This is a genomic window from Flavobacterium collinsii, assembly GCF_902804485.1.
In the GTDB taxonomy this organism is placed as follows: domain Bacteria; phylum Bacteroidota; class Bacteroidia; order Flavobacteriales; family Flavobacteriaceae; genus Flavobacterium; species Flavobacterium collinsii.
Genome location: NZ_CADCST010000078.1, coordinates 52,586 through 74,167, shown reverse-complemented (window position 1 = coordinate 74,167; position 21,582 = coordinate 52,586). Strand labels below are relative to the sequence as shown.

Below are 21,582 nucleotides of genomic sequence, written 5' to 3'. Positions count from 1 at the left end.
GGTGTTTTAACACTAACTCAATTTGCGTAACCATTTCGCAACAATTCCTTTTTATTATAGTAACACCTTGTTAATGATATCTTAACATAGGTGCCAGATCTTTGCATTCGAAAATTAAGGCATAAGAAAATAGAAAGAATGAAAATAAAACTAATAGCAGTTTTTTTGCTAATTACTTGTGTATCAAACGCACAGGACTTAAAGAAAGAAGATGTAAAAAAAGAAGTAGTTCGTCTTCTTGATTCAATCAACAAATCGAAGTTACCGGAGACGGAATCCGGGAATAGTGATGATGAAAAGGATAAGGATCGTTGGTACGACAAGATTTCTTTAAGAGGTTATGCACAGATACGATACAACGGTTTGTTTTCTACAAACGATAAAGTCTCCTGTGATCAGTGCGACAGATCTTGGGGGACAACTTCTACAGCCCCGGATGCAAAAGCAAACAATGGTTTATTTATCAGACGTGCACGTTTAGTGTTTTCTGGTCAGGTTCATCCAAATGTATTTTTCTATTTTCAACCTGATTTTGCGAGTTCTCCGGTTACAGGAGTTCAGAATTTTGTTCAGGTTAGGGATTTATATTTTGACCTTTCTTTTGATAAGAAGAGAGAGTACAGATTACGTGTCGGGCAGAGTAAAATACCATACGGTTTCGAAAATATGCAGTCAAGTGGACAGCGTTTAACTTTAGATCGAAACGATGCGTTGAACAGTGCAATATTAAACGAACGTGATTTAGGAATGTTCTTTTACTGGGCACCGGCTAAAATTAGAGAGCGTTTTGAAATGTTGGTAAAAGACGGTTATAAAGGATCAGGTGATTATGGTGTTTTCGCTTTTGGAGTTTACAATGGTCAAATTGCGAATAGATTAGATGGAAACAGAGATTTGAATGTGGTGGCAAGAGTAACCTACCCATTTGTGATTGGTAGTCAGATTATCGAACCCGGAATTCAGGCTTATGCCGGAAAATGGGCTTTTTCAGGTGAAATTTCATCAGGAGTTAAAGTGAACAATTCACAGCACATAAAAGATCAAAGGGTAGGAGCAACATTCGTACTATATCCAAGACCTTTTGGAATTCAGACTGAGTACAATATCGGAAAAGGACCAAGATACAATTCAGTAACTAACGCAGTCGATGAAACAGATCTGGATGGTGGTTATGTATTACTGAACTACAAATTAGATATTAAAAAACAGCATATTTATCCTTTCGCCAAATTTCAATATTACGACGGAGGGAAGAAATATGAGAAAGATGCCAGAAGTTATGTCGTTAGAGATTATGAATTTGGCATAGAATGGCAGCCTCTAAAAGCCTTTGAACTTACTGCCGAATATGTTATTGCCGATAGAACTTTCCAGGACAGTGCACTTCCAATTAACAGACAGCAAGGAAATTTATTGCGTTTGCAGGCACAGTTTAACTTCTAGATTTTATCCTCAAAAACGGTAAATAAAGAATCCCAGTCTATTGTATCGTTAAATTGAGTCAAACCTTTAAACGACTTTACTTTTGAAAGATCTTCAATGGTAAAGTCGTCTTGCATTACATAGGGTACTAAATTTTCTTTCTGAAGTTTTATCGCCAGATATTCCTGTTCGTATTGCCCTGGAGTTGGAATGAAAAAGGCTTTCTTGCCTAATTTGGCTAAATCCATAACAGTTGTATAACCCGAACGGCATAATACAAATTCACTTTCGTTAAAAGTCTGTTCCAACTGTTTTGAGTTCATGAAATTGTAATAGGTAACATTTCCGGCCTGCCATTTGTTTTGTGTCTTCTCAACGATGCCTTGTATAAACACCACTTTACCTTTATAATTGACGACTTCTTTCTGTAGTTTTTCATCCAAAAAAGTACGCTGAGGTTCAGGCCCCGACAAGATGATCATCAAATCGTACACTTTTGGAGTATCCTTTTTGCGCATTCTACTTAACGGACCAATATATTTTAAGTTTAGATCATTCGTTTTCAGATGGCCTAAATCACCGGTTAGATTAACGGAATCATTAGTATCCGGAACCCAGCATTCGGTATATTTTTTTATAATATGCTGATGGCATTTACTGGTAAACCAGGTTGTGTTCCCTGTCATTACATTCAATTGATGCGTCATAAACACAGAGGGAACTTTTTTACTAAAAACTCCCAGTCGGTTATCCGAGATAATTCCGTCTATTCCATGTTTTTTGATCCAGCTTTTTACTATTTTTTTCTCGTCAAGAATAGCCACAATCATTTTGGGCAGGTTTTTAATCAGCTTCCATTTGAAGTTTTTGGCATTCTTGGCATATTCGATATGGTAAGACGGCAATTCAAGGGTCTGAATGTATGGGAATTCCTTTCGCAGCAATGCCAGTGCAATACCGTCAGAAGCGATTATAGGAATATAATTGTTTTCTTGAAGCGCTTTTATAATAGGGATACATCTTGTAGCATGGCCCAGTCCCCAGTTTAGTGGAGCAACTAAAATTGTTTTGTTCGCAGAATAATCAATGCTCATGGTGTAACGCTTTTTAAAAACGAAGATAAAGAAATATGCTTTTTATGATATTTCACACGTATTACTAAATTATTAACTCTATAAGGCCGTTCAGCCCATATAATTCGCTGCTTAGGTTTTGGAATTAGTAGTGTTCGGAAGGAAAAGTTACTTGTATGTTAACGAATATTTGGTTTCTCAATAGACAAAAAAAAAGGAGTTACTGTAAGTAACCCCTTTCAGATATCGATAAAATGAATTTTATTCCTGAATATAGGTTTTATTACCATTTTTATTAATGTAGTATTTACCGCCTTTAGGTCCGGTATATACTTTTTTTCCATTGTATTCGCCAGTTACTTTGTCGGCTACTTTTGGAGCTTTTTCATTCGTTTCTTTAATGGTTTTGGCGGCTGTTTTTTTAGCTGCGGTGGCCTCTTTTTTAGCTGCTGTTGATGCTTCAGTCGCTTTTGCTGCTGTTTTTGTTACATCAGCTTTTGCGTTTGCTGCTTTTGTACTGGCAGCTTTGTCAGCAGTTTTTGTTGCTTTGACAGCATCACTTTTTGCTTTCGATGCTTCACTTTTTGCTTTAGTGGCCTGCTTGTCGGCCGTTTTTTTAGCAGCACTTGCAGATTCTTTTGTCGCTTTTGCTGCCGCTTTGCTGGCATCATCCGCTGCCTTTTTGGATTTTGCAGTTTCTTTTTTAGCGTCTGCTTTTGCTTTATCTGCTTCCGCTTTTTTCTTTTTAGCGGCGGCTTCCGTTTTACTTTTCGCTGCTTTTGTAATTGACTCTTGTCCATAGAAATTAGAAGACAGAAGAACTACAAAACAAAGTACTAATAATTTTTTCATAATGTTACAAGTTTAAATTTCAATTAAAATTAAACAATTTTTAAATAGGTTTTCGGTAAAGTGTTAAAAATAAGCGCGAAGCTGTATGTTTCCGGTGTGAACCACGGAGCCTGTCTCACTTTTTCGTCCCTGATAATTTAAATTCACATCTAAAAACTGTGTGATGTTTTTTTGTAAAAGAAACTTCCACACCAGATTTTGCCCTGCCTGAAGTCCTTCAAGCATTTGAAAACCGACAGATGAAAATTCATTTCCTGTGAATTTATTCTGATAAAAAGAAAATTCTCCATTAACCGTTATTTTTTTCTCTCCCGCAAACGAAAAAGAAGTCCCCAATCGATTTTGAACCAGAGTTTCAAAGTTTCCTATCTGATTTTCTTTGTTCTGAAACTCAAAAAAGAAATCCAGACTGGTGTTTTTTGAGAACAAATAACTCACTTTGGGAGCCATTTGGTAGCCCGTGATAGCATAGTTTTTTTCGACAAAATCTTCAGAAACCAGGTCGGTTTTAATCGTTTTGGTAAAGAAGTTAAACAGCCAGCTTTTTTGATACAAATGTGTGTATTGCAATTGATGTGAATTGTTTTGAACATTTTGCGATCCAATCGAAAGCAGGTTTTTGCCTTTATTGACCAAATAAGTATAGGTAACAGAATGTTTTTGTTTGCCCCGATTGTAGTACAAACTATTTCTGAAACTCGAATTAAGTCCCAGAATATTTTCTTCTGAAGAATAAAACGGATTCAATTCCAGACGTTCTCCCTGACTTTTTACTTTGCGATCCATAATGAAGGAAGTCTGATTGTAAAAGTAGGACAGGAGTTTTTTAAAACCGGTTTCGTTCTGCCATTGCAATGGATTTAGGGCCATAGATTGAGAGAATTTATTTTGATTGGTTTTGATATAAATCCGATTGGGCAGAAAGATTCTAATAAACCGCGCCTGATCGGGAAAGGCAGCAATTTCAAATTCTTCGAGTTCCTGAATTCCGTTTCCGTTGTAATCGTTCCAGGTATAAACACCCTGACCCGTCGGAACTTCAATATAGGTAAACTCCTGTTGGGCAATCGTTCCTGAACTGGTTTCATAGGTGGTTCCAATTTGCAGCAGCTGATTGAAAAAACGATCATTATATAGTATTCGGGAATTTAATGTGGGCTCATTTTTTCGGGCTGCATCAGTGAAATCTAATTTGCGATAGCTGGCATATACAGCTAGGTCTGTTTTTCTATTCTGAATTAATTTCGATTTTAAGAAATAGGTTTGAGAGTTGTTTACGTGTTGTAAAAATCCATTTTGCAAACTGTCGTTTCGGCGTTGCAGATAGCCAATTTCCACAAAAACCTTAGTACTGTCACCACGACCAATAAAGGCACCATATTCTGAGAATCTTTGGCTTAATGCCGAAAATTGATTGGTGATTTTATTTCGCTGCTGATTGTTTTCTAACTGCATACTTGCCCCAACCCAGTTTTTGCCAAAATGATACTTGGTTCTGGTTTGGTTTCGTATAAACTTTGAAGTAGAATTTGTAGCATCTGAATTCAGGAAGCTACCCTGATTTTCGATGGTCCAGTGTTGCAGCTTAAACAATGCCGTTGTGGTATGACGCGATCCGGAATAACTCTCTGAATAATCTAATTTCTCAAATTGGTAGGTAAACAAGCCAATATTGGACGTTTCCTTCTTAGTAAATAAATCAAAATTTAATCCAGTGATTAACATACTTTGGTTTCCTAAAAGAGTTTCGTTTAAGTTCCAGTCGCGATTAAACTCGATATTGTACAAACGTTCTACAGATCTAAAATCCTCCTGAACAAATTGATAGTTGGCAAAGGCATCTAATGTCCAGTCTCGAGTAAAAAGACGTTTTTTAATATTGGTTTTAATAGCGATACCGTCATTATTAGCGTCATCTATTTTTGAGAACAGGTTTTTGTCATTGTTGCTTATTGCAATTTCGAAGTCAACCAGAGTTTTTTCGTCCGGATTGTATTTTCCTAAAAAAGTAGCTACCTGTAATTTAATTGGTGCAATCAGATTCACAATCGGCTCATAATTTCCTTGTAGGACTCCATTAACAGGAGGTACATACTCGTAAATGCGCTCTACAGAATTGTTGTTCTGAATGATGTAATTACCCGTATTGTTTCCGACAAGACTAAATTTTACGTTGTATAAAACAGTGCTCACATCCTTTGAATATTCATAAATTTCGACAGAATTGACTAATTTTTTTTTATACAGTATTTTATTGTCGGCATAAGTATCTTCATATGCTGATGGTGCTTTCATTAAATTTGTATCATCTCCGGCCTGGCTCAAAACCTGAACCTGAGCTGTTGACAGGTTTTGCTGTAAAGGCTGATTTTTCATGTCATTCTCCGAATAAAGATAACCGCCAAAACTCCAGTTTTTGTTTTGATGTGTTCCGCCTGCGTAGGTCACGAGCCTGTTGTAGTTTCGCTCAGAATATTGATATTCTACATTGATTCGCATTTCGGAAGTAATCGTAAAAAGAGAGGTGAAAGTAATCTCTCCGGCATTATAATCGATCACATAATCGTTGTTTTCTCCGCGTTTCAATAAAACGCCATTTACATAAACGCGCTCTGAACCCGAAATGACAAGAACATACAATTCTCCATTTTGTCCTTTTAATTTATAAGGCCCCTGATTTCCTTCCTGACCAGTAAAAGTACTTTTGGCATATTGTCCTTTTACAAAAGCTACCGAAGCGAAAATATTGGTTTTACTTTCTTCTGTACCAAAGTTAAAGCTGGCAGAAAGTCCCTGAACTTTTTTATTGAAATTTAAAAACTGGGTTTTTCTGTTTTCTAAAAAAACATCTCCTGCCCGTATGTTCCAGTCATCCGTAAAAAGCTCCATGAATATATTGTCAAACTGATCCAGTTTTTGAGAATAACCACCATCCTGAAGCGGAATATTACTGTCTTGCAGTGAAGCCCGTAAACTGATTTTGTCTGATATTTTTCCCGTAATCTGCAAATCCAGATTGGAGTTTAAAACTGTGTTTTGGTTATTTCCAACGGTGAGTCCTCTTGTAATACTTCCCGAAGTATTTAAACCATCAAAAGGAGTTACTTTTTTTACCACAGCGTTATCAATTTTATATAACTTTTCAGAGCCAATGTCATTTGATACGACCTGATTTGATTTGTATAAGGTATATTCCCGGGTTAGAAAATCAGGATATTTTAAATAATTTACGATTAAAGTATCTGCGGTTGTCGCCAGTTTTTCATTTAGAAGTAGTGTTCCTTTTTTAAAATCAACTTTATAAAAGGAGGAATCGAGAGGTTCGTTTTTGGTATTGAAAAGCTGAAAGAATCCCGAATTGATACTTACTTCTTCAAGATGAATAGTATCGCGGCTGGCAATTATTTTTTTGGTTTTGTACGATGATATCGCTTCCTGAGCCTGAAGCCCGGAAAACCAAATAAAAAATGTTAGAACCAGTAATTTTTTTAACATAAATACTTTAACTCTCAAAAATCAAAAGTAGTATTTATAATTGGGAAATAATGCGTCTGTGATTCAGCCCCGGAGGATGTTAGTTCAATTGTAAAATTCTATTAATTTGCACAAGTTTTAATAGGCTAACCTTGATTATGAAATTAATTACACAAAGAAATTAGTGCCAATTCGTGTTACTTTTTATACTTATGTCCAGGCACTATCTTCTGCTCTTGATCTGATTGCACATCGTAATAAAAATAGAAAGCGCCAAAACAAGCGCAGTGCCCATTTTGATCATGTTCCCCGTACGCTCCGGATTGTAAAAAAAGTAGGCAAGATAAAGACAGCTTGCAATTGCAATGCTATATTTGAAGATAAAGAATTTCATGTTTTCAATGAAGGGTTAAAAAAACAGCAATTAGTTGTTTTGAGATTATGGTTTAGAATTTCCTATGAGAATTAATACGAAGGCGATTACTGCAATAGCAGCGCATATCGAATTAGGGTTTGCAAAATTTATCGTCCATCCAAGTAGTTTGATTCTTTTTGAAGGGAACAATCTTTTGTCCTGAGGGTTGTAATAGAAAATTCCCAAAATCCAATTGTTTGGATCACGGTTCCATTTGTTTTGGGTCTCTTTTGTAGGTTCAGTATTGAAATCCATTATTTTAAAAGTCTAAGTTTTTTTATCAGGTGGGGCAACTGTGATAAAATAGTCTAGGTGTTTTTTTTGCTAAAGCGATACCCTAAGGCTATAATAATGATTAAAAGGCAAAGGAATAAGACAGGACGAGTCATAGTTTTTGGTTTTAGTGTTGATCAGATGGTTATTCCGATTGTACACATAGTGTTATTTATTTGTTTTTTGGTGGGACCAATTTAGTATTTTATAAGGTTTTATATTATGTGATTTTCGGGTATTTTTAATAAGAAATTAGAGGCTATTTTTTTTGTTTTAAAAAAATGTAATTTTTGTGAGTATATATTTATAAAAGTGTCCTCTATTGTTTTGGACGGAAAACTTTGCTTAACCATGAATATTCTTGTAGGAAACAAGCTTAAAATACTTCGGAAGAATAAAAAACTGTCGCAGGAAGAAGTGGCAGATTGCCTTCATATTTCACAATCGGCTTATGCCAGGATGGAAAGCGGTGAAAGTAGTTCATGGGCTAATCATATTCTAAAAATCTGTGAGATTTTCAAAATAGCACCGGAAGAATTATTGAAAGTCGAAGATTTAAAATTGGATGTAGATCGAAAAGAAAAACTTTCCGTAGAAACCGGGGTTCAATTATCTGATAAAGTAATCAAACAATATGAAGAACGAATAAAAGAACTGAGAAAAGTAATTAAGAATCTGAAAAGGGATAAAAGACATTAAAGACATATTTTTTTTTAGCTTTGTGGGAATAAAACAAACTTAAATTATGGACACCGGTAAGGAGCTTTTATTTTTTTTCAGTGCATTAGGAGTTTTTAATGGAGTTATTTTAAGTGTGTATTTCTTCTTCTTTACCACGAAAAAGTTCCTGACCAATTATTTTTTGGGAGCATTATTATTCGCACTAAGCATCCGAATTGGAAAATCGGTGTTTGTGTATTTTCATCCCACGTTGCCAAAAATGTATTTACAAGTTGGGTTAACTGCTTGTTTCTTTATTGGTCCGTGTTTGTATTATTTCCTGAAATCAGCCGTTGCTGAAATTAATATAATGCCAAAATCCTGGAAACTCATTCTTTTGTTTTGGGCTTTGTTTATAGGTACAATCGGATTTTTATATCCTTACGAATATTATCCCGAACTGTGGAGAACGTATTTTGTAAAAGCTATTTATTTTCAATGGTTTATTTATGTTGTTGTTTCCGGATTTATGATTAAAGGTATTCTACAAAAAATCATAAGCAGGAAACACAAAGAAACTCCATCAGAAATGTGGTTTGGGACGCTTTTTCTGGGAAATTTCCTTTTGTTCTTTTTTTATTTTCTTGCCATAATGCGTGGTCCGGCTGCTACTTATATTAGTGGAGCAATTGTTTTTTCTCTTCTTTTCTATTTAATTATTTCTATCCTTTTATATCGCAAAAAAACCGATGATTTGTTTTTATTAAACGGATCAAAGAATTCCGGTAAAAAAATAAATTCGGCCGAAGCCGAAATCTTTGCACAAAAACTTGAAAGTGTAATGAATGAAAAAGTATTGTATAAAAATCCTAATCTTACATTACAGGATTTGTCTAAAGAAATAAATATATCAAGTCATCAATTATCCCAACTTTTAAATAATAATCTTGGTAAGAACTTTACCAGTTTTGTAAATGAGTTTAGAATAAAAGAAGCTTGCGAAATTATAGCTTTAAACGATAAACTTACCTTAGAATCTATTGGCTACGATGTGGGTTTTAATTCTAAATCGACGTTTTTTGCTGCCTTTAAAAAGTATACCGGAACAACCCCTTCTAATTATCAAAATCAGGCTTTACGATCTTAATAGAAAGTGTGAGTTTATAAATTTGTACTCCTGATATTTGTTTTGGTTACCTCATATTGTGATTAACAGCTGACTTTTGCTTCAAAAATAAGTCAAATTTTAATCGCCAAAATTCATGAGATTTCCAGTTACCATTTTTATTTACATGTATTGCATGATTCCTTATGCTATTACTGCAAACGCCCAATCTTCAAAATCAGTTCAGGAAAAGGTTGCAACACCTAATAATGAATTAAACGAAGTGGTTATTAAAAGACAGGCATCCTTAGTGAAATATGCAGCAAATGGAACGCTTGATGTAAACGTTGCCAACACGTTGCTTTCGACAAGTAGTTCGGTCAACGAATTATTGAGCAGGGTTCCCAATGTTATTGTTGCCGAAGGACAAATAAGTGTTCTCGGAAAAGGAGAAGCTATTATTTATCTCAACGGAATTTTGATTAATTACGAACGTTTTGCGGCAATCCCGGTTTCGCAAATTCTAAAGATCGAAGTAATCTCAAACCCAACCTCAAAATATGATGCCGAAGGAAAAGCGGTTATTAATATTATTACCAAAAAAAGTATCGAAAACGGAATATTAGGAAGCGCAAGTCAGCACTTTACCATTTCAGAATTTGCCGGAATGAGTACGAATACGCTTCTCGATTTTAATTATACAAAAGGAAAATTTTCGTTTATAACTAATTATGGATTGCAATTGGGTCGAAACAGAGAATTATTATATACCACCAGATTAAGACCAAATCCGGATGAATATATGAGATCAGAACTAACGACAGATTGGAAAAGACGCTTTAATAATTATTCTAATTACGGACTGGGATTACAGTATAATTTTTCTGAAAAAGGATATATGTCATTCGTTTATAGTGGAAATATAGGGGATTTGGGAGGAACAGTTGAAAGCAGAAATGCGATAACAAATAATGCGGATACTGCTTTTTATGCGACCGATATTGCTAAAAACGATGTCTCACTCAATCAATTCCTCAATTTAAACTATAATTTAATAACCGATGATCTCGGTTCATCAGTATTTATAGGGACACAATATTCTAATTATAACCAAACTATAAAAGATTTTATCGAAGAGAATAGTATTGTTGATGAAATTGATGGAGAGAAATATTTGAAAAATAATGTTGGTAATACCATTAATATAATTGCAGCGCAAGCAGATTATTCAAAAAAAATAAATGAAAAAACAAAGTTAGAAATTGGTGCAAAAGTGAGTTACGCGACTATAAAATCAGGTACAGATTTTTTAGTGACAGACGGAAATAGTATGGATTTTGAGTTTGATGATAAACTTTCAAGCGATTTTAGCTATACAGAAAAAATTAGTGCGGCCTATTTTAATTACGGAAGCACATTAGGAGAGAAAATCAATTTTTCGATTGGCGCAAGAACCGAAAACACAAGTTATAAGTTATATACAAATGCAAACGGAAGTAAGAGTTTTAGTAGAAACTACTTTAATTTTTTTCCGAATGTTCTCTTAAATATTGCCGTTTCAGATGATTTAAAGTTAAATGCGTCTTACGTTTCCAGAATAACAAGACCAAGATATCAGGCCTTGAATCCGTTTGTTATTTATCAGGATCCGTTTACGACCATAGAAGGAAATCCTAGTTTATTACCCGAAAAAGTTCATGCTTTTGAAATTGGTGCCCTATATAAAAAGTTTGATTTTAGAGTAGGTTATACCTATAAAATCGATCCTATTTCAGGAGCCGCTTTGCGAGGTGATAACCCAAATAGTTATATTTTGAGATCCTTAAATTTAGAAAAAGAAAATGGTTTTTTCGGTTCGCTTTCAAGGTCATTTGCAAATAAATGGTGGAACTCTACCAATACTATAAGTATTAATTATAGTAAAGCCTTTGATAATGTTTACTCGTACGTGTTAGGTGCGGTAAAACCTCAGGTCTATTTGTATTCGAACAATACGTTTACAATCCCAAATCTTTTCAAAATTCAGTTGCTTGCCTGGTATTTGGGAGATAGAAGCTACGGATTGGGCCATGATAATAATCGGTCGACAGTAACTATTGGAATTGAAAGAAACTTTTTTAAAGAGGCTCTAAAACTCAATTTTACAGCCAATGACATCTTTCATAAATTTATGGTTTCAGGAAATTACAATGTTGGACAAACCGAAATCTATTATCACAGAACCTATACAACAAATTATTTTAGGTTGATAGCAACATATAGCTTCGGAAATTCAAAGAAACAGGCATTTAAGAAAACAGAGATCGAACAAAGCGAAAATAATAGGGCAAGATAAAAGTAAAAAAGGTTTCACAGCTAAGTGAAACCTTTTAAATATGTTGAATTGATATAATTAACTTTATAAACGAGAAAGCTTAGTTGATCTCTTTGGTCACAATTTGTATCGTTTCGCGGCTTACCTGTTTTAATAAAACGGCCTTGTTTTCTTCTACTGTTTGAGCTGCCTGTTCTGTAAAATGACGAATAGTATACAAAGTTACGTTCTCACTAAAATCTACTTTGAATTTCTTCGAAAGGATTGCATTCAACTCATTGAAGTTTTCAAATTTATCTTCGACACAAACCGAAAAACTAATCGCCGAATTCTGAATCAGATTTACCTTTATTTTGAATTGGTGAAACAACGCAAAAATCTCACTGATGTTTTCTTCCATTATAAAAGAAAAATCGATAGACGATAATGAAATTAAAAGCTGATTTCTTTTTACGATAAAGCAAGGATATTGTGGTTCCAGATCAACACCTTTAGAAACACAGGTTCCTTTTAAAAGTGGATTGATAAATGATTTTACATATAATGGAATTTCCTTTTTCTGTAACGGCTGTAAAGTTTTCGGGTGAATTACAGTTGCTCCGTAAAATGCCAGTTCGATGGCCTCACGGTAGGATATCTGGTTTAATAAACTTGCATTTTCAAAATAGCGAGGGTCAGCATTCATAACCCCGGGAACGTCTTTCCAGATCGTAACACTTTCGGCATTTAAGCAGTATGCAAAAATTCCTGCGGTATAATCAGAACCTTCACGGCCCAAAGTGGTAGTAAAGTTGTTCTCATCGGCACCTAAGAATCCCTGAGTGATGTTTAAAATTTTACGAGGTACATTTTTACTGATGTTTTGTTGCGTAATTTCCCAGTCTACTTCAGCATCTCGGTAATTGGCGTTGGTTTTTATGAAATTTCGAACATCAAGCCATTGCGTCTGAATTCCCATAAAATTCATAAAGTGACTTAAGATAGTAGTCGAAATCAGTTCTCCAAAACTCACAACCTGATCGTAAACAAAATTATAGTTTGGTGATTTATTATGTGCCAGGAAATATTCTAATTCAGAAAACAGTGCTTTTACCGCAGCAAAAACAGCGTGTTCTTCGTTTTCAAATAAATCCAGTAAGATCTGATTGTGGTATTTTTTTATTTCCTGTACAGAAGAGTTCAGCTCTGATGATTTGTCAAAATAATTTTTAATGACCACTTCAAGAGCATTTGTGGTTTTTCCCATTGCCGAAACGACCAAAATGACATCTTGATAACCTACTTTTTGCAAAACGTCGTATACGTTTTTAATTCCCTCGGCATCTTTTACAGATGCTCCACCAAATTTAAATACTCTCATTTTGTTATATATGCTGTTTTTTTATAAAATTCCAATTTTTTAAGTTCCAAATTCCAATTTTCATGGAATCGTAATTATAGAGGCGCACTGCGGTGCTTTTTTTTGTTACAGATTATAAAATCTTTGTCTTCTTTAGCCACGAATTTTACAAATTTCCACTAATTAATTCGTGGCTAAAAAAATCTGTGCAAATTATTTTAATCCGTGGCTAAATACATTTTTACAATTTTTCTACAAACGAATTTATTCCCGTTTCGTCCATTTGAACAACTTGCCAGCCTTCAAGAATCTTTGCGCCCGAATTTTCATAAAATTTTACGGCAGGAGTATTCCAGTCCAGTACATTCCAGTCGATTCTGCGGACATTGTCTCTTTTTCCCTGTTTCATGATTTCTGCATAAAGTGCAGACCCCAAACCAGTTCCTCTCATCTTTTCTTTTACAATCAGATCTTCAAGATGTATTGTTTTTCCTTTCCAGGTTGAGTATCGATAATAGTACAAGGCAATTCCAACAATTTCCTTATGATGTTCGTCAGTATCAATTTCTGCGACAAACACATGAAATAAGGGCTTTTCGCCAAAACCATCACGTATTAAATCCGCTTCTGTTATGACAACAGCGTCCGGTTCTTTTTCGAATATTGCCAACTCCTGTATTAATCCCAGAACAGATTTCATGTCTTCAGGATTCCCTTTTCTAATATTCATATATTCTTATTATTAAGCATTTATTAGCTAAAAAAGCATTCTTTTATTCTGTACTTTAGGGCTTTAATTAGCAAATATACAATAGTGGCAAACTAACGAAATAATTTTTAAACCATTCTCACAAAAAAAACGATATTTGTGACTTAAAAACAAAACTACAACGATTTAGTAATGGAAGAACGCAATAAAACACTGGGAGAGTTTATTATTGAGAACCAAAAAGCATTTCAATATTCGTCGGGGGAGCTTTCCCGAATTATCAATTCTATACGTTTGGCGGCTAAGGTCGTAAACTATAAAGTAAACAAAGCTGGATTAGTGGATATTATTGGCGCTGCAGGCGAACAGAATATTCAGGGTGAAGACCAGCAAAAATTAGATGTGTATGCAAACGAAGTATTTATTCAGACGTTAATTAACCGTGAGATTGTCTGTGGTATTGCTTCAGAAGAAAACGACGATTTTATTACTGTTCAGGGGAGCGACAACAGTCATAACAATAAGTACGTGATCTTAATGGATCCGCTTGACGGATCTTCAAATATCGATGTGAATGTATCTGTGGGAACCATTTTTTCGGTTTTTAGAAGAATTACACCTATCGGAACTCCGGTTACAAGTGAGGATTTTTTACAGCCGGGAGTTAATCAGGTAGCAGCAGGATATGTAATTTACGGAACGTCGACAATGTTGGTATACACCACAGGTCATGGCGTAAACGGTTTTACATTGAACCCTGCCATTGGAACATTCTATTTGTCACATCCGAATATGAAATTTCCACAAAACGGAAATATCTATTCTGTAAATGAAGGAAATTATGTTCACTTTCCACAAGGTGTGAAAAATTACATTAAATATTGTCAGAGAGAAGAAGAGGACAGACCTTATACTTCAAGATATATTGGAAGTTTAGTTTCTGACTTTCATCGAAATATGATCAAAGGCGGAATTTATATTTATCCAACGAGTTCAAAAGCACCAAAAGGGAAGCTGCGTTTATTATACGAATGTAACCCTATGGCTTTTATTGCAGAACAAGCAGGAGGAAAAGCAACAGACGGCTTTGGAAGAATTATGGAAATACAACCAACTGAATTACATCAAAGAGTTCCGTTTTTCTGCGGAAGCTATAACATGGTAGAAAAAGCAGAAGAATTTATGGTGGAAGCGCTTTAGTTTTTAGTCACAGTTTTTAGTTGATTTTAAACCTGATAGGATTCAAAAACCTGTCAGGTTTTTCAGTTGCAGCTAACAGTTTTTAGTCGCAGTTTAAGTTAGGACTAGAAGCAGCAAACCCGACAGGTTTAGAAAAAACTGTCGGGTTTATTTTTTTATTTAGTTTTAGCTATCAGTCTAAAAACTGAAAACTGCGACTGAATACTATTTATGCATATGCTGCATTTCGTAAACAAAAGTGTCACCATCTACTTTTTTATCGACTAATGATAATGCTTTTGCAATGATATAATTTACGTTGCTTGGAGTAAAGCCTAAAGCTATACCTAATTTTCTTAACATCACTTCTTGTTGGTCTTCAAGATGGTGATCAACGTGTACCATTCTTGTTAGATCATACAAACGCTCTAAACGCTGTACGTGCAAATAAGGAGGATTGATAGGGTATTTTAATGGGTCGTTAAGAATTTCTTCGTATTCAGTTTCTGAAATTTCTAAACGTGCAGCCAATTTGTCTAAGAAACTTTTTTCTTCAGGATGCACAATTCCATCGGCTAATGCTACACGAACAATTGCTGAAAAGTGACCTTTGTTTCTTTGTTTGAATTCGCTATCAAATAAATCTGAAAATGACATAATTATGGTTTTTTTTATCCTACAAAGATAATTTTTATTTTAAATTATTAATTTTAAAGTTCTCATAAAATTTAACTTAATTTTTATGTGTTGTTTTAGTTTAAGACCGCAATGATTTTTCAAAATAAATCGTAAGTTTACAACCCCTAATCATTATAATTATAGTACCCTTATGTCAGAATTTTGGATTTATTTTCAAATAGGATTGAAGCACGTTTTAGATATTAACGCTTACGATCACGTTCTTTTTTTAATTGCATTAACAACTCCATATTTGTTTAAAGACTGGAAACGCATTTTGTTACTGGTTTCTGTTTTTACAATTGGTCATACTCTGGCTTTATTGCTTTCGGTTTACGGAATTATTGCGATAAAAGTCAATACTGTCGAATTTTTAATTCCGATAACGATTTTAATAACTGCGGTTTTTAATCTCTTTACTGCCGGAAAGAATTCTAAGAATGACGGTTTGAATTTAGTGTTTTTTGTGACCTTATTTTTTGGAATTATACACGGACTTGGATTTTCGAATTATTTCAAAACAATTTTAGGAGGTTCAGCTGGTTCAAAATTACTACCTTTAGGCGAGTTTGCTTTAGGAATTGAAGCGGCACAACTAGTTGTGGTGTTTGTAGTTTTGATACTATCTTATATTGTACAAACCGTATTTCGTTTTTCAAAACGCGATTGGGCACTTGTAATGTCGGCTTTTATTATCGGAGTGGTAGTGCCAATGATTATTGAAAGTCCTATTTGGAACAGATAAAATAAATGAAGAAAAAAAAATTAAATAAATACGACAAAGCTTATCTGAGGATTGCCAAAGAGTGGAGTTTACTGTCGTATTGTAAACGAAAGCAGGTAGGGGCTATCATCGTAAAAGACCGAATGATTATTTCGGATGGATACAATGGTACGCCATCTGGTTTTGAAAACTGCTGTGAAGACGAAGAAGGGCTAACCCGCTGGGACGTTCTTCATGCAGAAGCAAATGCAATTTTGAAAGTAGCAAGGTCAACACAATCCTGTGAGGGAGCGACCTTGTATATTACACTTTCACCTTGTAAAGAATGCAGCAAGTTAATACACCAATCTGGTATAAAAAGAGTGGTGTATCATGATGGATATCGTGATGATTCCGGAATTCAGTTTTTAATAAAAGCAGGTGTCGAAGTTGAACATATTCCTGTTTTAGAAGAGTAAATGAAATTTAATTCAAAATATTTACCACTCGTTATCGGAGCGACTTTAGCTCTGGGTATAGTTCTCGGAAGCCTGATGAATGCTCCCGCAGACGATCAGCTTTTGGCTAAAAATTACTCAAAAACAAAATTGAATAAACTGATCGACTTTATCAATAATGAATATGTCGACAGCATCAATACAGATTCAATTGTTAATCTTACAGTCGACAATATTTTGTCAAAATTAGATCCGCATTCCGTTTATATTCCTCCAACAGAACAAGCCGAGGTAGCCGAAAGCATGAAAGGTGATTTTGTGGGGATAGGAATTAATTTCTATATGTATAAAGACTCTGTTGCTATTATAAAACCAATCGAAAACGGACCTTCAGCGAAAGCGGGAATAAAGTCAGGGGATCGAATTCTATTTGCCGGAAAAACCAAATTGTTTGGGCGTAGATTGCCTTCTGATAGTTTGTTTTCGAAGCTAAAAGGATTAAAAGGTTCTGAGATTGAATTAACCGTTTTTAGAAAATCAGAACAAAAGAAACTCAAATTTAGAGTTAAAAGAGATATCATTCCGATAAAAAGCGTCGATGTTTCCTTGTTGCTTGGAAATAATACAGGATACATCAAAATCAATCGTTTTGCGGAAACAACTTTTAATGAATTTAAAAACGGTTTGGCCAGATTGAAGCAAAAAGGAATCGAGTCGCTTGTTATTGATCTGCGGGATAATGGAGGTGGTTATATGGAAGAAGCGATTGCAATTGCGGATGAATTTTTAAAAGACAAACAGCTAATCGTTTTTACTAAAAATAAAAACGGTACCACTGAAAAAACTTATGCAACAAACGCGGGTAGTTTTGAAGCCGGGAAAGTGTATGTTTTGATTAATGAAAACAGTGCATCGGCTAGTGAAATTCTTGCCGGAGCATTACAGGATAATGACCGTGGGACAATTGTAGGGCGACGTTCTTTCGGGAAAGGCCTGGTACAGCGCGAAATGGATTTCAACGACGGATCGGCGGTAAGATTAACGGTGGCGCGATATTATACACCAACCGGCAGATCGATTCAAAAGCCTTATAAAAAAGGAAATGAAGAGTATTTTAAAGAATCTGAAGCCCGTATAAAATCAGGGGAACTTTATGCGAAAGACAGTATAAAAGTGGCCGATTCTTTAAGGTTTAAAACACCTAAAGGAAAAATTGTATATGGTGGGGGTGGAATTGTGCCCGATGTTTTTGTGCCGATAGAGGCTGAACACGGGAATGAAAATGTAGCCTATTTATTGCAGACCGGAATTGTAGGGCATTTTGTTTTTGAAGAATTGGATAAAAACAGAGAGGCTTTTGCCGGACTTCACTTTAATGAGTTTTTAGCAAAGATGAAAGGCTCTGATTTGTATTTTAAAAAGTTTAAAACGTATGTTTTGTTAACCGGTTTGGATTTGAAATTTGACAAAACCAAAACTTTGGTTAATCGTTATATCACTGCTGAATTTGCCAGACAATTATACGGTGAGTTGTATTACTACGATGTTATTTTAAAAGACGATGCCATGATCAGGGCTGTTTTGAGTCCAAAAAAATAATCTTTAATTCTCTTATCAGATGAAAATAGAAACTATTGTAAATGCTGAGATTGAACTGTTGACAGCCATGAAGAATGCGGATCTTACAACGCTGGAAAATGTACTGCATGATGATCTGCTTTTTAATTTACCGGACGGACAAACGATTACTAAAGAGTTTGATTTGAATACGTATCGTTTAGGTAAAATGCAAATTGAGGTATTAGAAGCTTCGGATCAGATTATAACTGTAATTAATGATTCGGCTGTAGTCGCGGTAACAATTTTATTGAAAGGGAATTTTAATCACAATCCCGTAAGCGGAACTTTTCGATACATCAGGGTTTGGAAACAATTTGAAGAGAATTTGAAAGTAATTGCTGGTAGTTGTACTCAATTGCAATAAAAGCATCACATTGTATTTAATCAAATCTCCTTTAAGTCTGGAGTTAAACTATCTATATGAAAAATCTAAAAAGAATAAGCTTGCTGTTTGTTGTGCTGGTTCTAATGATTTCCTGTACTTCTATGAAAAATAATAATAGTACGATTACCGGTAAAGTAGATGCAATCGAGTCGGGAAAAGACGGTTATACTGCAAAAATCTCAACAGCTGCTAAAGAGGTGTATTTCGCAACAATTAGCATTGTAAATGTGGGTGGTCCACAAAATTATAAAACCTTAAAAATAGGTAATGTTGTCTCGGTAAAAGGAGAAATCTGGAAGACTGAAGATGAAAGCCATATTAAGGTAACGCAGATTATTTCGGTGAAATAAGAAAGTATAAAAGTTTCAAACCATTAAGAGGTTAAGTTTACAGGCTTTAAAGTAAGTTTTCTTAATTTCTTAATGGTTTTATTTTGTTTAACCTATAGAGGTTTGTTTTATCGAATGCTGTCGTGTGCATGAGTCTGCACGCCGTTGTTCCATAAAGTTAGGATATCTGTAGCTACAGCAGCGCCGCTTCCGGCTGCAATCGCTAACTGACTTCTCCATCCTGCTAAAGTTCCAATAACATAAATACCGTCGGCTACTTTGTGGTCGTCGTTTTTAAGCTGGATGCGTTGTTTTTCGGGAAGTGCTTTTTTGTGAGGTTCGATATACTGCATTAAGCCCTCTATGTCAAAAGTATTTGCAGAGCCAATTCCTATGACGATATTTTTTGTTTTATAAGAGTTTTTGTTAGTAGTTATTGTAAAATCAGGGTAAGAACCTTCGATTTTAGCTACTTTTTCATTTTCAATCTGAGCGATGTGCGGATAACTACTGGCTAAATCCTTTGTGCTTTCCAGAAGTAAATCAGATCCTAGTTTTCCGGGTGTAATGCCATAAGCATTGTAAAAAATGGCCTCTTGAAGTGAAGAGTTTTTTTGGTGTGTAAAAATTCCGATTTTTTTATCGGTTACAAAAGCTTTGTTTTTAGCTGATCCCAAGACGAGGGCGCAAGACATGCCTGAAACACCTCCGCCAATAATTAAAACGTCAAACATATTGTTATCGTCCGTTTGTTTTTTCTTCAATTCTTTTTGAGATTCTAAAAATCAAAAGAATTAAAACGGCACAAAATGAAGCTGCGATTCCAATAAAAGCTACTACACTGTCTCCCTGAAAAGGATTTTTGAAGTCTAGCAACGTAATATTAAAAACGATTAAAGCTAATGCCAGAAGCACTAAGATGGAAGTAAAGATTTTCATAATGGTTGTTTGTTTGTCTAAAATAATAAAGTAGAACCTTGAGATGTGAAAAATATCTTAAAGTTGTATTTTAGAAATTTTATGGGGTAAATTTATAAAAATAAATGTTAGACAAACAAACCTTTAACATTCGCAGCAAATAATTTAACAGCAATTGCTAAAAGTATGACTCCAAATGTCTTGCGAACTACACCGAGTCCGTTTTCTCCTAATAAATTTTCTATTTTTTTAGAAGATTTCAAAACAAAGTATACCAGAAAAATATTCAGTAGAATTGCAATGACGATGTTAATCGTGTGAAATTGAGAGCGAAGCGATAATAAAGTAGTCATTGTACCGGCACCAGCAATTAACGGAAAAGCCAAAGGGACAATAGAAGCCGACCCTGGTTCTTCGTCGCGATAGATTCGAATACCTAGAATCATTTCCAGCGCTAAAAAGAATAATACAAATGAGCCTGCAACAGCAAAGGAGTGTACGTCAATTCCAATAAGCTGCAGGAAACCCTCTCCGATAAAAAGAAAAGTAATCATAATCAAACCGGCAACGATTGAAGCTTTCTCAGATTCGATATGTCCCACCTTTGCTCTTAAATTGATAATAATCGGAATTGATCCTACAATATCGATTACGGCAAAAAGTACCATTCCAACAGTGATAATTTCCTTAAAATCAATTTCTAACATAATTTTTTTATTTAGAGTTAAGAGATGTGCAAAAGTAGATAATAAAGTTAATGCTTTTTTAGGATATATGAAACGACGGGTATTTTTGTTATAAAAACACGTATATCTGCTTAAAAAAATGATTTTTGTAACAATAAGTCGGTTGTTTTGCATATTTGCAAGGCGTTTGGCGTAAAGTATTGAGGCTGTTTTTTGCAAAAGATTCATGGATGCCGCTTGTGCAGAATCTTGTCGGATAAGAGCGAAGAAAGAATAAAAGGAATATCTGCTTTCTTTGCGTATCTTTGCACTTTATAAATTACAGTATTTAAGTATCATGTTTCAATTAGGAAAAACCATTATTTCAGAAGATATTCTTGAAAAAGAATTTGTGTGCAACTTGTCAGCTTGTAAAGGAGCCTGTTGTGTTGACGGAGATGCCGGTGCGCCTTTGAATGAAGCGGAAACTAAAATTCTGGAAGAAATTTACCCTAAAGTAAAGCCCTTCCTGCGAAAAGAAGGAATTGCCGCGATCGAAGCTCAGGGAACCTGGGTAAAGGGGACGGATGGTGATCTTGAAACAACTTTAATTGATAATAAAGATTGTGCCTACGTTATTTTTGATGGCAAGACTGCGCTTTGCGGAATTGAGCAGGCATATAATCAGGGAATCGTAGATTGGAAAAAACCGGTTTCCTGTCATTTATATCCAATACGAGTGAAGGACTTTACAGAGTTCGCTGCAGTGAATTACGATAAGTGGGATATTTGCGACGATGCCTGTTCGTTAGGTAAAGAGTTGGAGGTTCCGGTGTATAAATTTGTCAAAGAGGCACTAATTCGTCGCTTTGGACAAGACTGGTATTTAGAGCTTGAAAAAGTTGCAGAAGAACTTAAAAAATCTTAAAAAATCGGTAGCCATCACCGTTGCTGGGAAGTCCTCAAAATTTGATTAAAAAAGAGAGAAGAAGTCGGGAAAAAACTTTTAAA

General features: G+C 34.9%; 21 protein-coding genes. 11 read left to right on the top strand and 10 right to left on the bottom strand.

The features are described 5' to 3' along the window. The first annotated feature begins 138 nt into the window (after positions 1-138). On the top strand, positions 139-1,443 hold the full coding sequence (locus FLA105534_RS09905; protein ID WP_173965965.1) for a porin: 1,305 nt from the start codon (positions 139-141) through the stop codon (positions 1,441-1,443). Here FLA105534_RS09905 and FLA105534_RS09900 read toward each other — a convergent pair. From FLA105534_RS09900 to FLA105534_RS09885, 4 genes are all read right to left on the bottom strand, one after another. Then, a complete protein-coding gene (locus FLA105534_RS09900; RefSeq protein WP_173965964.1) occupies positions 1,440-2,516 on the bottom strand; it encodes a glycosyltransferase in 1,077 nt (358 codons plus the stop codon). The two genes, FLA105534_RS09905 and FLA105534_RS09900, sit on opposite strands and share 4 nt — an antisense overlap. A gap of 240 nt (positions 2,517-2,756) precedes the next feature. Further along, on the bottom strand, positions 2,757-3,347 hold the full coding sequence (locus FLA105534_RS09895) for a hypothetical protein (protein ID WP_173965963.1): 591 nt from the start codon (positions 3,345-3,347) through the stop codon (positions 2,757-2,759). 63 nt (positions 3,348-3,410) lie between these two features. Further along, entirely contained in the window at positions 3,411-6,842 is a 3,432-nt protein-coding gene (locus FLA105534_RS09890) for a hypothetical protein (RefSeq protein ID WP_173965962.1), read from the bottom strand. A gap of 418 nt (positions 6,843-7,260) precedes the next feature. Then, entirely contained in the window at positions 7,261-7,491 is a 231-nt protein-coding gene (locus tag FLA105534_RS09885; protein ID WP_173965961.1) for a DUF5808 domain-containing protein, read from the bottom strand. Positions 7,492-7,860: 369 nt separating this feature from the next. On the opposite strand from FLA105534_RS09885, the gene FLA105534_RS09880 reads away from it, so the two are divergent. From FLA105534_RS09880 to FLA105534_RS09870, 3 genes are all read left to right on the top strand, one after another. Beyond that, positions 7,861-8,208 (top strand): helix-turn-helix transcriptional regulator, encoded by a 348-nt coding sequence (locus FLA105534_RS09880; protein ID WP_173965960.1) that lies wholly within the window; start codon positions 7,861-7,863, stop codon positions 8,206-8,208. Positions 8,209-8,254: 46 nt separating this feature from the next. Further along, positions 8,255-9,316 carry a helix-turn-helix domain-containing protein gene (locus FLA105534_RS09875; RefSeq protein ID WP_173965959.1) on the top strand — a complete coding sequence of 354 codons (1,062 nt, stop codon included), beginning with the start codon at positions 8,255-8,257 and terminating at the stop codon, positions 9,314-9,316. Between the two features lie 115 nt (positions 9,317-9,431). Then, complete coding sequence (locus tag FLA105534_RS09870; protein WP_173965958.1) at positions 9,432-11,609, top strand: TonB-dependent receptor domain-containing protein; 2,178 nt, start codon at positions 9,432-9,434, stop codon at positions 11,607-11,609. A 79-nt stretch (positions 11,610-11,688) separates the two neighbouring features. On the opposite strand, the gene FLA105534_RS09865 is transcribed toward FLA105534_RS09870, so the two are convergent. Beyond that, on the bottom strand, positions 11,689-12,948 hold the full coding sequence (locus tag FLA105534_RS09865; RefSeq protein WP_173965957.1) for an aspartate kinase: 1,260 nt from the start codon (positions 12,946-12,948) through the stop codon (positions 11,689-11,691). Between the two features lie 220 nt (positions 12,949-13,168). Further along, on the bottom strand, positions 13,169-13,657 hold the full coding sequence (locus FLA105534_RS09860; protein ID WP_173965956.1) for a GNAT family N-acetyltransferase: 489 nt from the start codon (positions 13,655-13,657) through the stop codon (positions 13,169-13,171). A gap of 171 nt (positions 13,658-13,828) precedes the next feature. On the opposite strand from FLA105534_RS09860, the gene fbp reads away from it, so the two are divergent. Then, entirely contained in the window at positions 13,829-14,836 is a 1,008-nt protein-coding gene (fbp, locus tag FLA105534_RS09855) for a class 1 fructose-bisphosphatase (protein ID WP_173965955.1), read from the top strand. A 204-nt stretch (positions 14,837-15,040) separates the two neighbouring features. Here fbp and FLA105534_RS09850 read toward each other — a convergent pair whose 3' ends face one another. Next, the gene (locus FLA105534_RS09850; protein WP_173965954.1) at positions 15,041-15,472 is read right to left on the bottom strand and encodes a tellurite resistance TerB family protein; all 432 of its coding nucleotides are present in this window, start codon (positions 15,470-15,472) and stop codon (positions 15,041-15,043) included. A gap of 172 nt (positions 15,473-15,644) precedes the next feature. Between FLA105534_RS09850 and FLA105534_RS09845 the strand changes: the two genes are divergently transcribed. The 5 genes from FLA105534_RS09845 to FLA105534_RS09825 are packed head-to-tail and all read left to right on the top strand — an operon-like array spanning position 15,645 to position 19,009. Then, positions 15,645-16,238, top strand: a complete 594-nt coding sequence (locus FLA105534_RS09845; RefSeq protein ID WP_173965953.1) for a HupE/UreJ family protein — start codon at positions 15,645-15,647, stop codon at positions 16,236-16,238. A gap of 5 nt (positions 16,239-16,243) precedes the next feature. Continuing rightward, entirely contained in the window at positions 16,244-16,675 is a 432-nt protein-coding gene (locus tag FLA105534_RS09840) for a deoxycytidylate deaminase (RefSeq protein WP_017496187.1), read from the top strand. Beyond that, on the top strand, positions 16,676-18,253 hold the full coding sequence (locus FLA105534_RS09835) for a S41 family peptidase (protein WP_173965952.1): 1,578 nt from the start codon (positions 16,676-16,678) through the stop codon (positions 18,251-18,253). Between the two features lie 19 nt (positions 18,254-18,272). Next, on the top strand, positions 18,273-18,638 hold the full coding sequence (locus FLA105534_RS09830) for a nuclear transport factor 2 family protein (RefSeq protein WP_173965951.1): 366 nt from the start codon (positions 18,273-18,275) through the stop codon (positions 18,636-18,638). Positions 18,639-18,694: 56 nt separating this feature from the next. Continuing rightward, positions 18,695-19,009 (top strand): hypothetical protein, encoded by a 315-nt coding sequence (locus FLA105534_RS09825; RefSeq protein WP_173965950.1) that lies wholly within the window; start codon positions 18,695-18,697, stop codon positions 19,007-19,009. Positions 19,010-19,116: 107 nt separating this feature from the next. Here FLA105534_RS09825 and FLA105534_RS09820 read toward each other — a convergent pair whose 3' ends face one another. The 3 genes from FLA105534_RS09820 to FLA105534_RS09810 form a co-directional block, all read right to left on the bottom strand. After that, positions 19,117-19,722, bottom strand: a complete 606-nt coding sequence (locus FLA105534_RS09820) for an FAD-dependent oxidoreductase (protein ID WP_173966038.1) — start codon at positions 19,720-19,722, stop codon at positions 19,117-19,119. A gap of 4 nt (positions 19,723-19,726) precedes the next feature. Continuing rightward, positions 19,727-19,927 carry a hypothetical protein gene (locus FLA105534_RS09815; RefSeq protein ID WP_017496183.1) on the bottom strand — a complete coding sequence of 67 codons (201 nt, stop codon included), beginning with the start codon at positions 19,925-19,927 and terminating at the stop codon, positions 19,727-19,729. Between the two features lie 107 nt (positions 19,928-20,034). Continuing rightward, the gene (locus FLA105534_RS09810; protein ID WP_173965949.1) at positions 20,035-20,613 is read right to left on the bottom strand and encodes a MarC family protein; all 579 of its coding nucleotides are present in this window, start codon (positions 20,611-20,613) and stop codon (positions 20,035-20,037) included. A gap of 316 nt (positions 20,614-20,929) precedes the next feature. Here FLA105534_RS09810 and FLA105534_RS09805 point away from each other — a divergent pair, with 316 nt between their 5' ends. Next, positions 20,930-21,499, top strand: coding sequence for a DUF3109 family protein (locus tag FLA105534_RS09805; protein ID WP_173965948.1), 570 nt, complete (start codon positions 20,930-20,932; stop codon positions 21,497-21,499). Positions 21,500-21,582 lie beyond the last annotated feature (83 nt).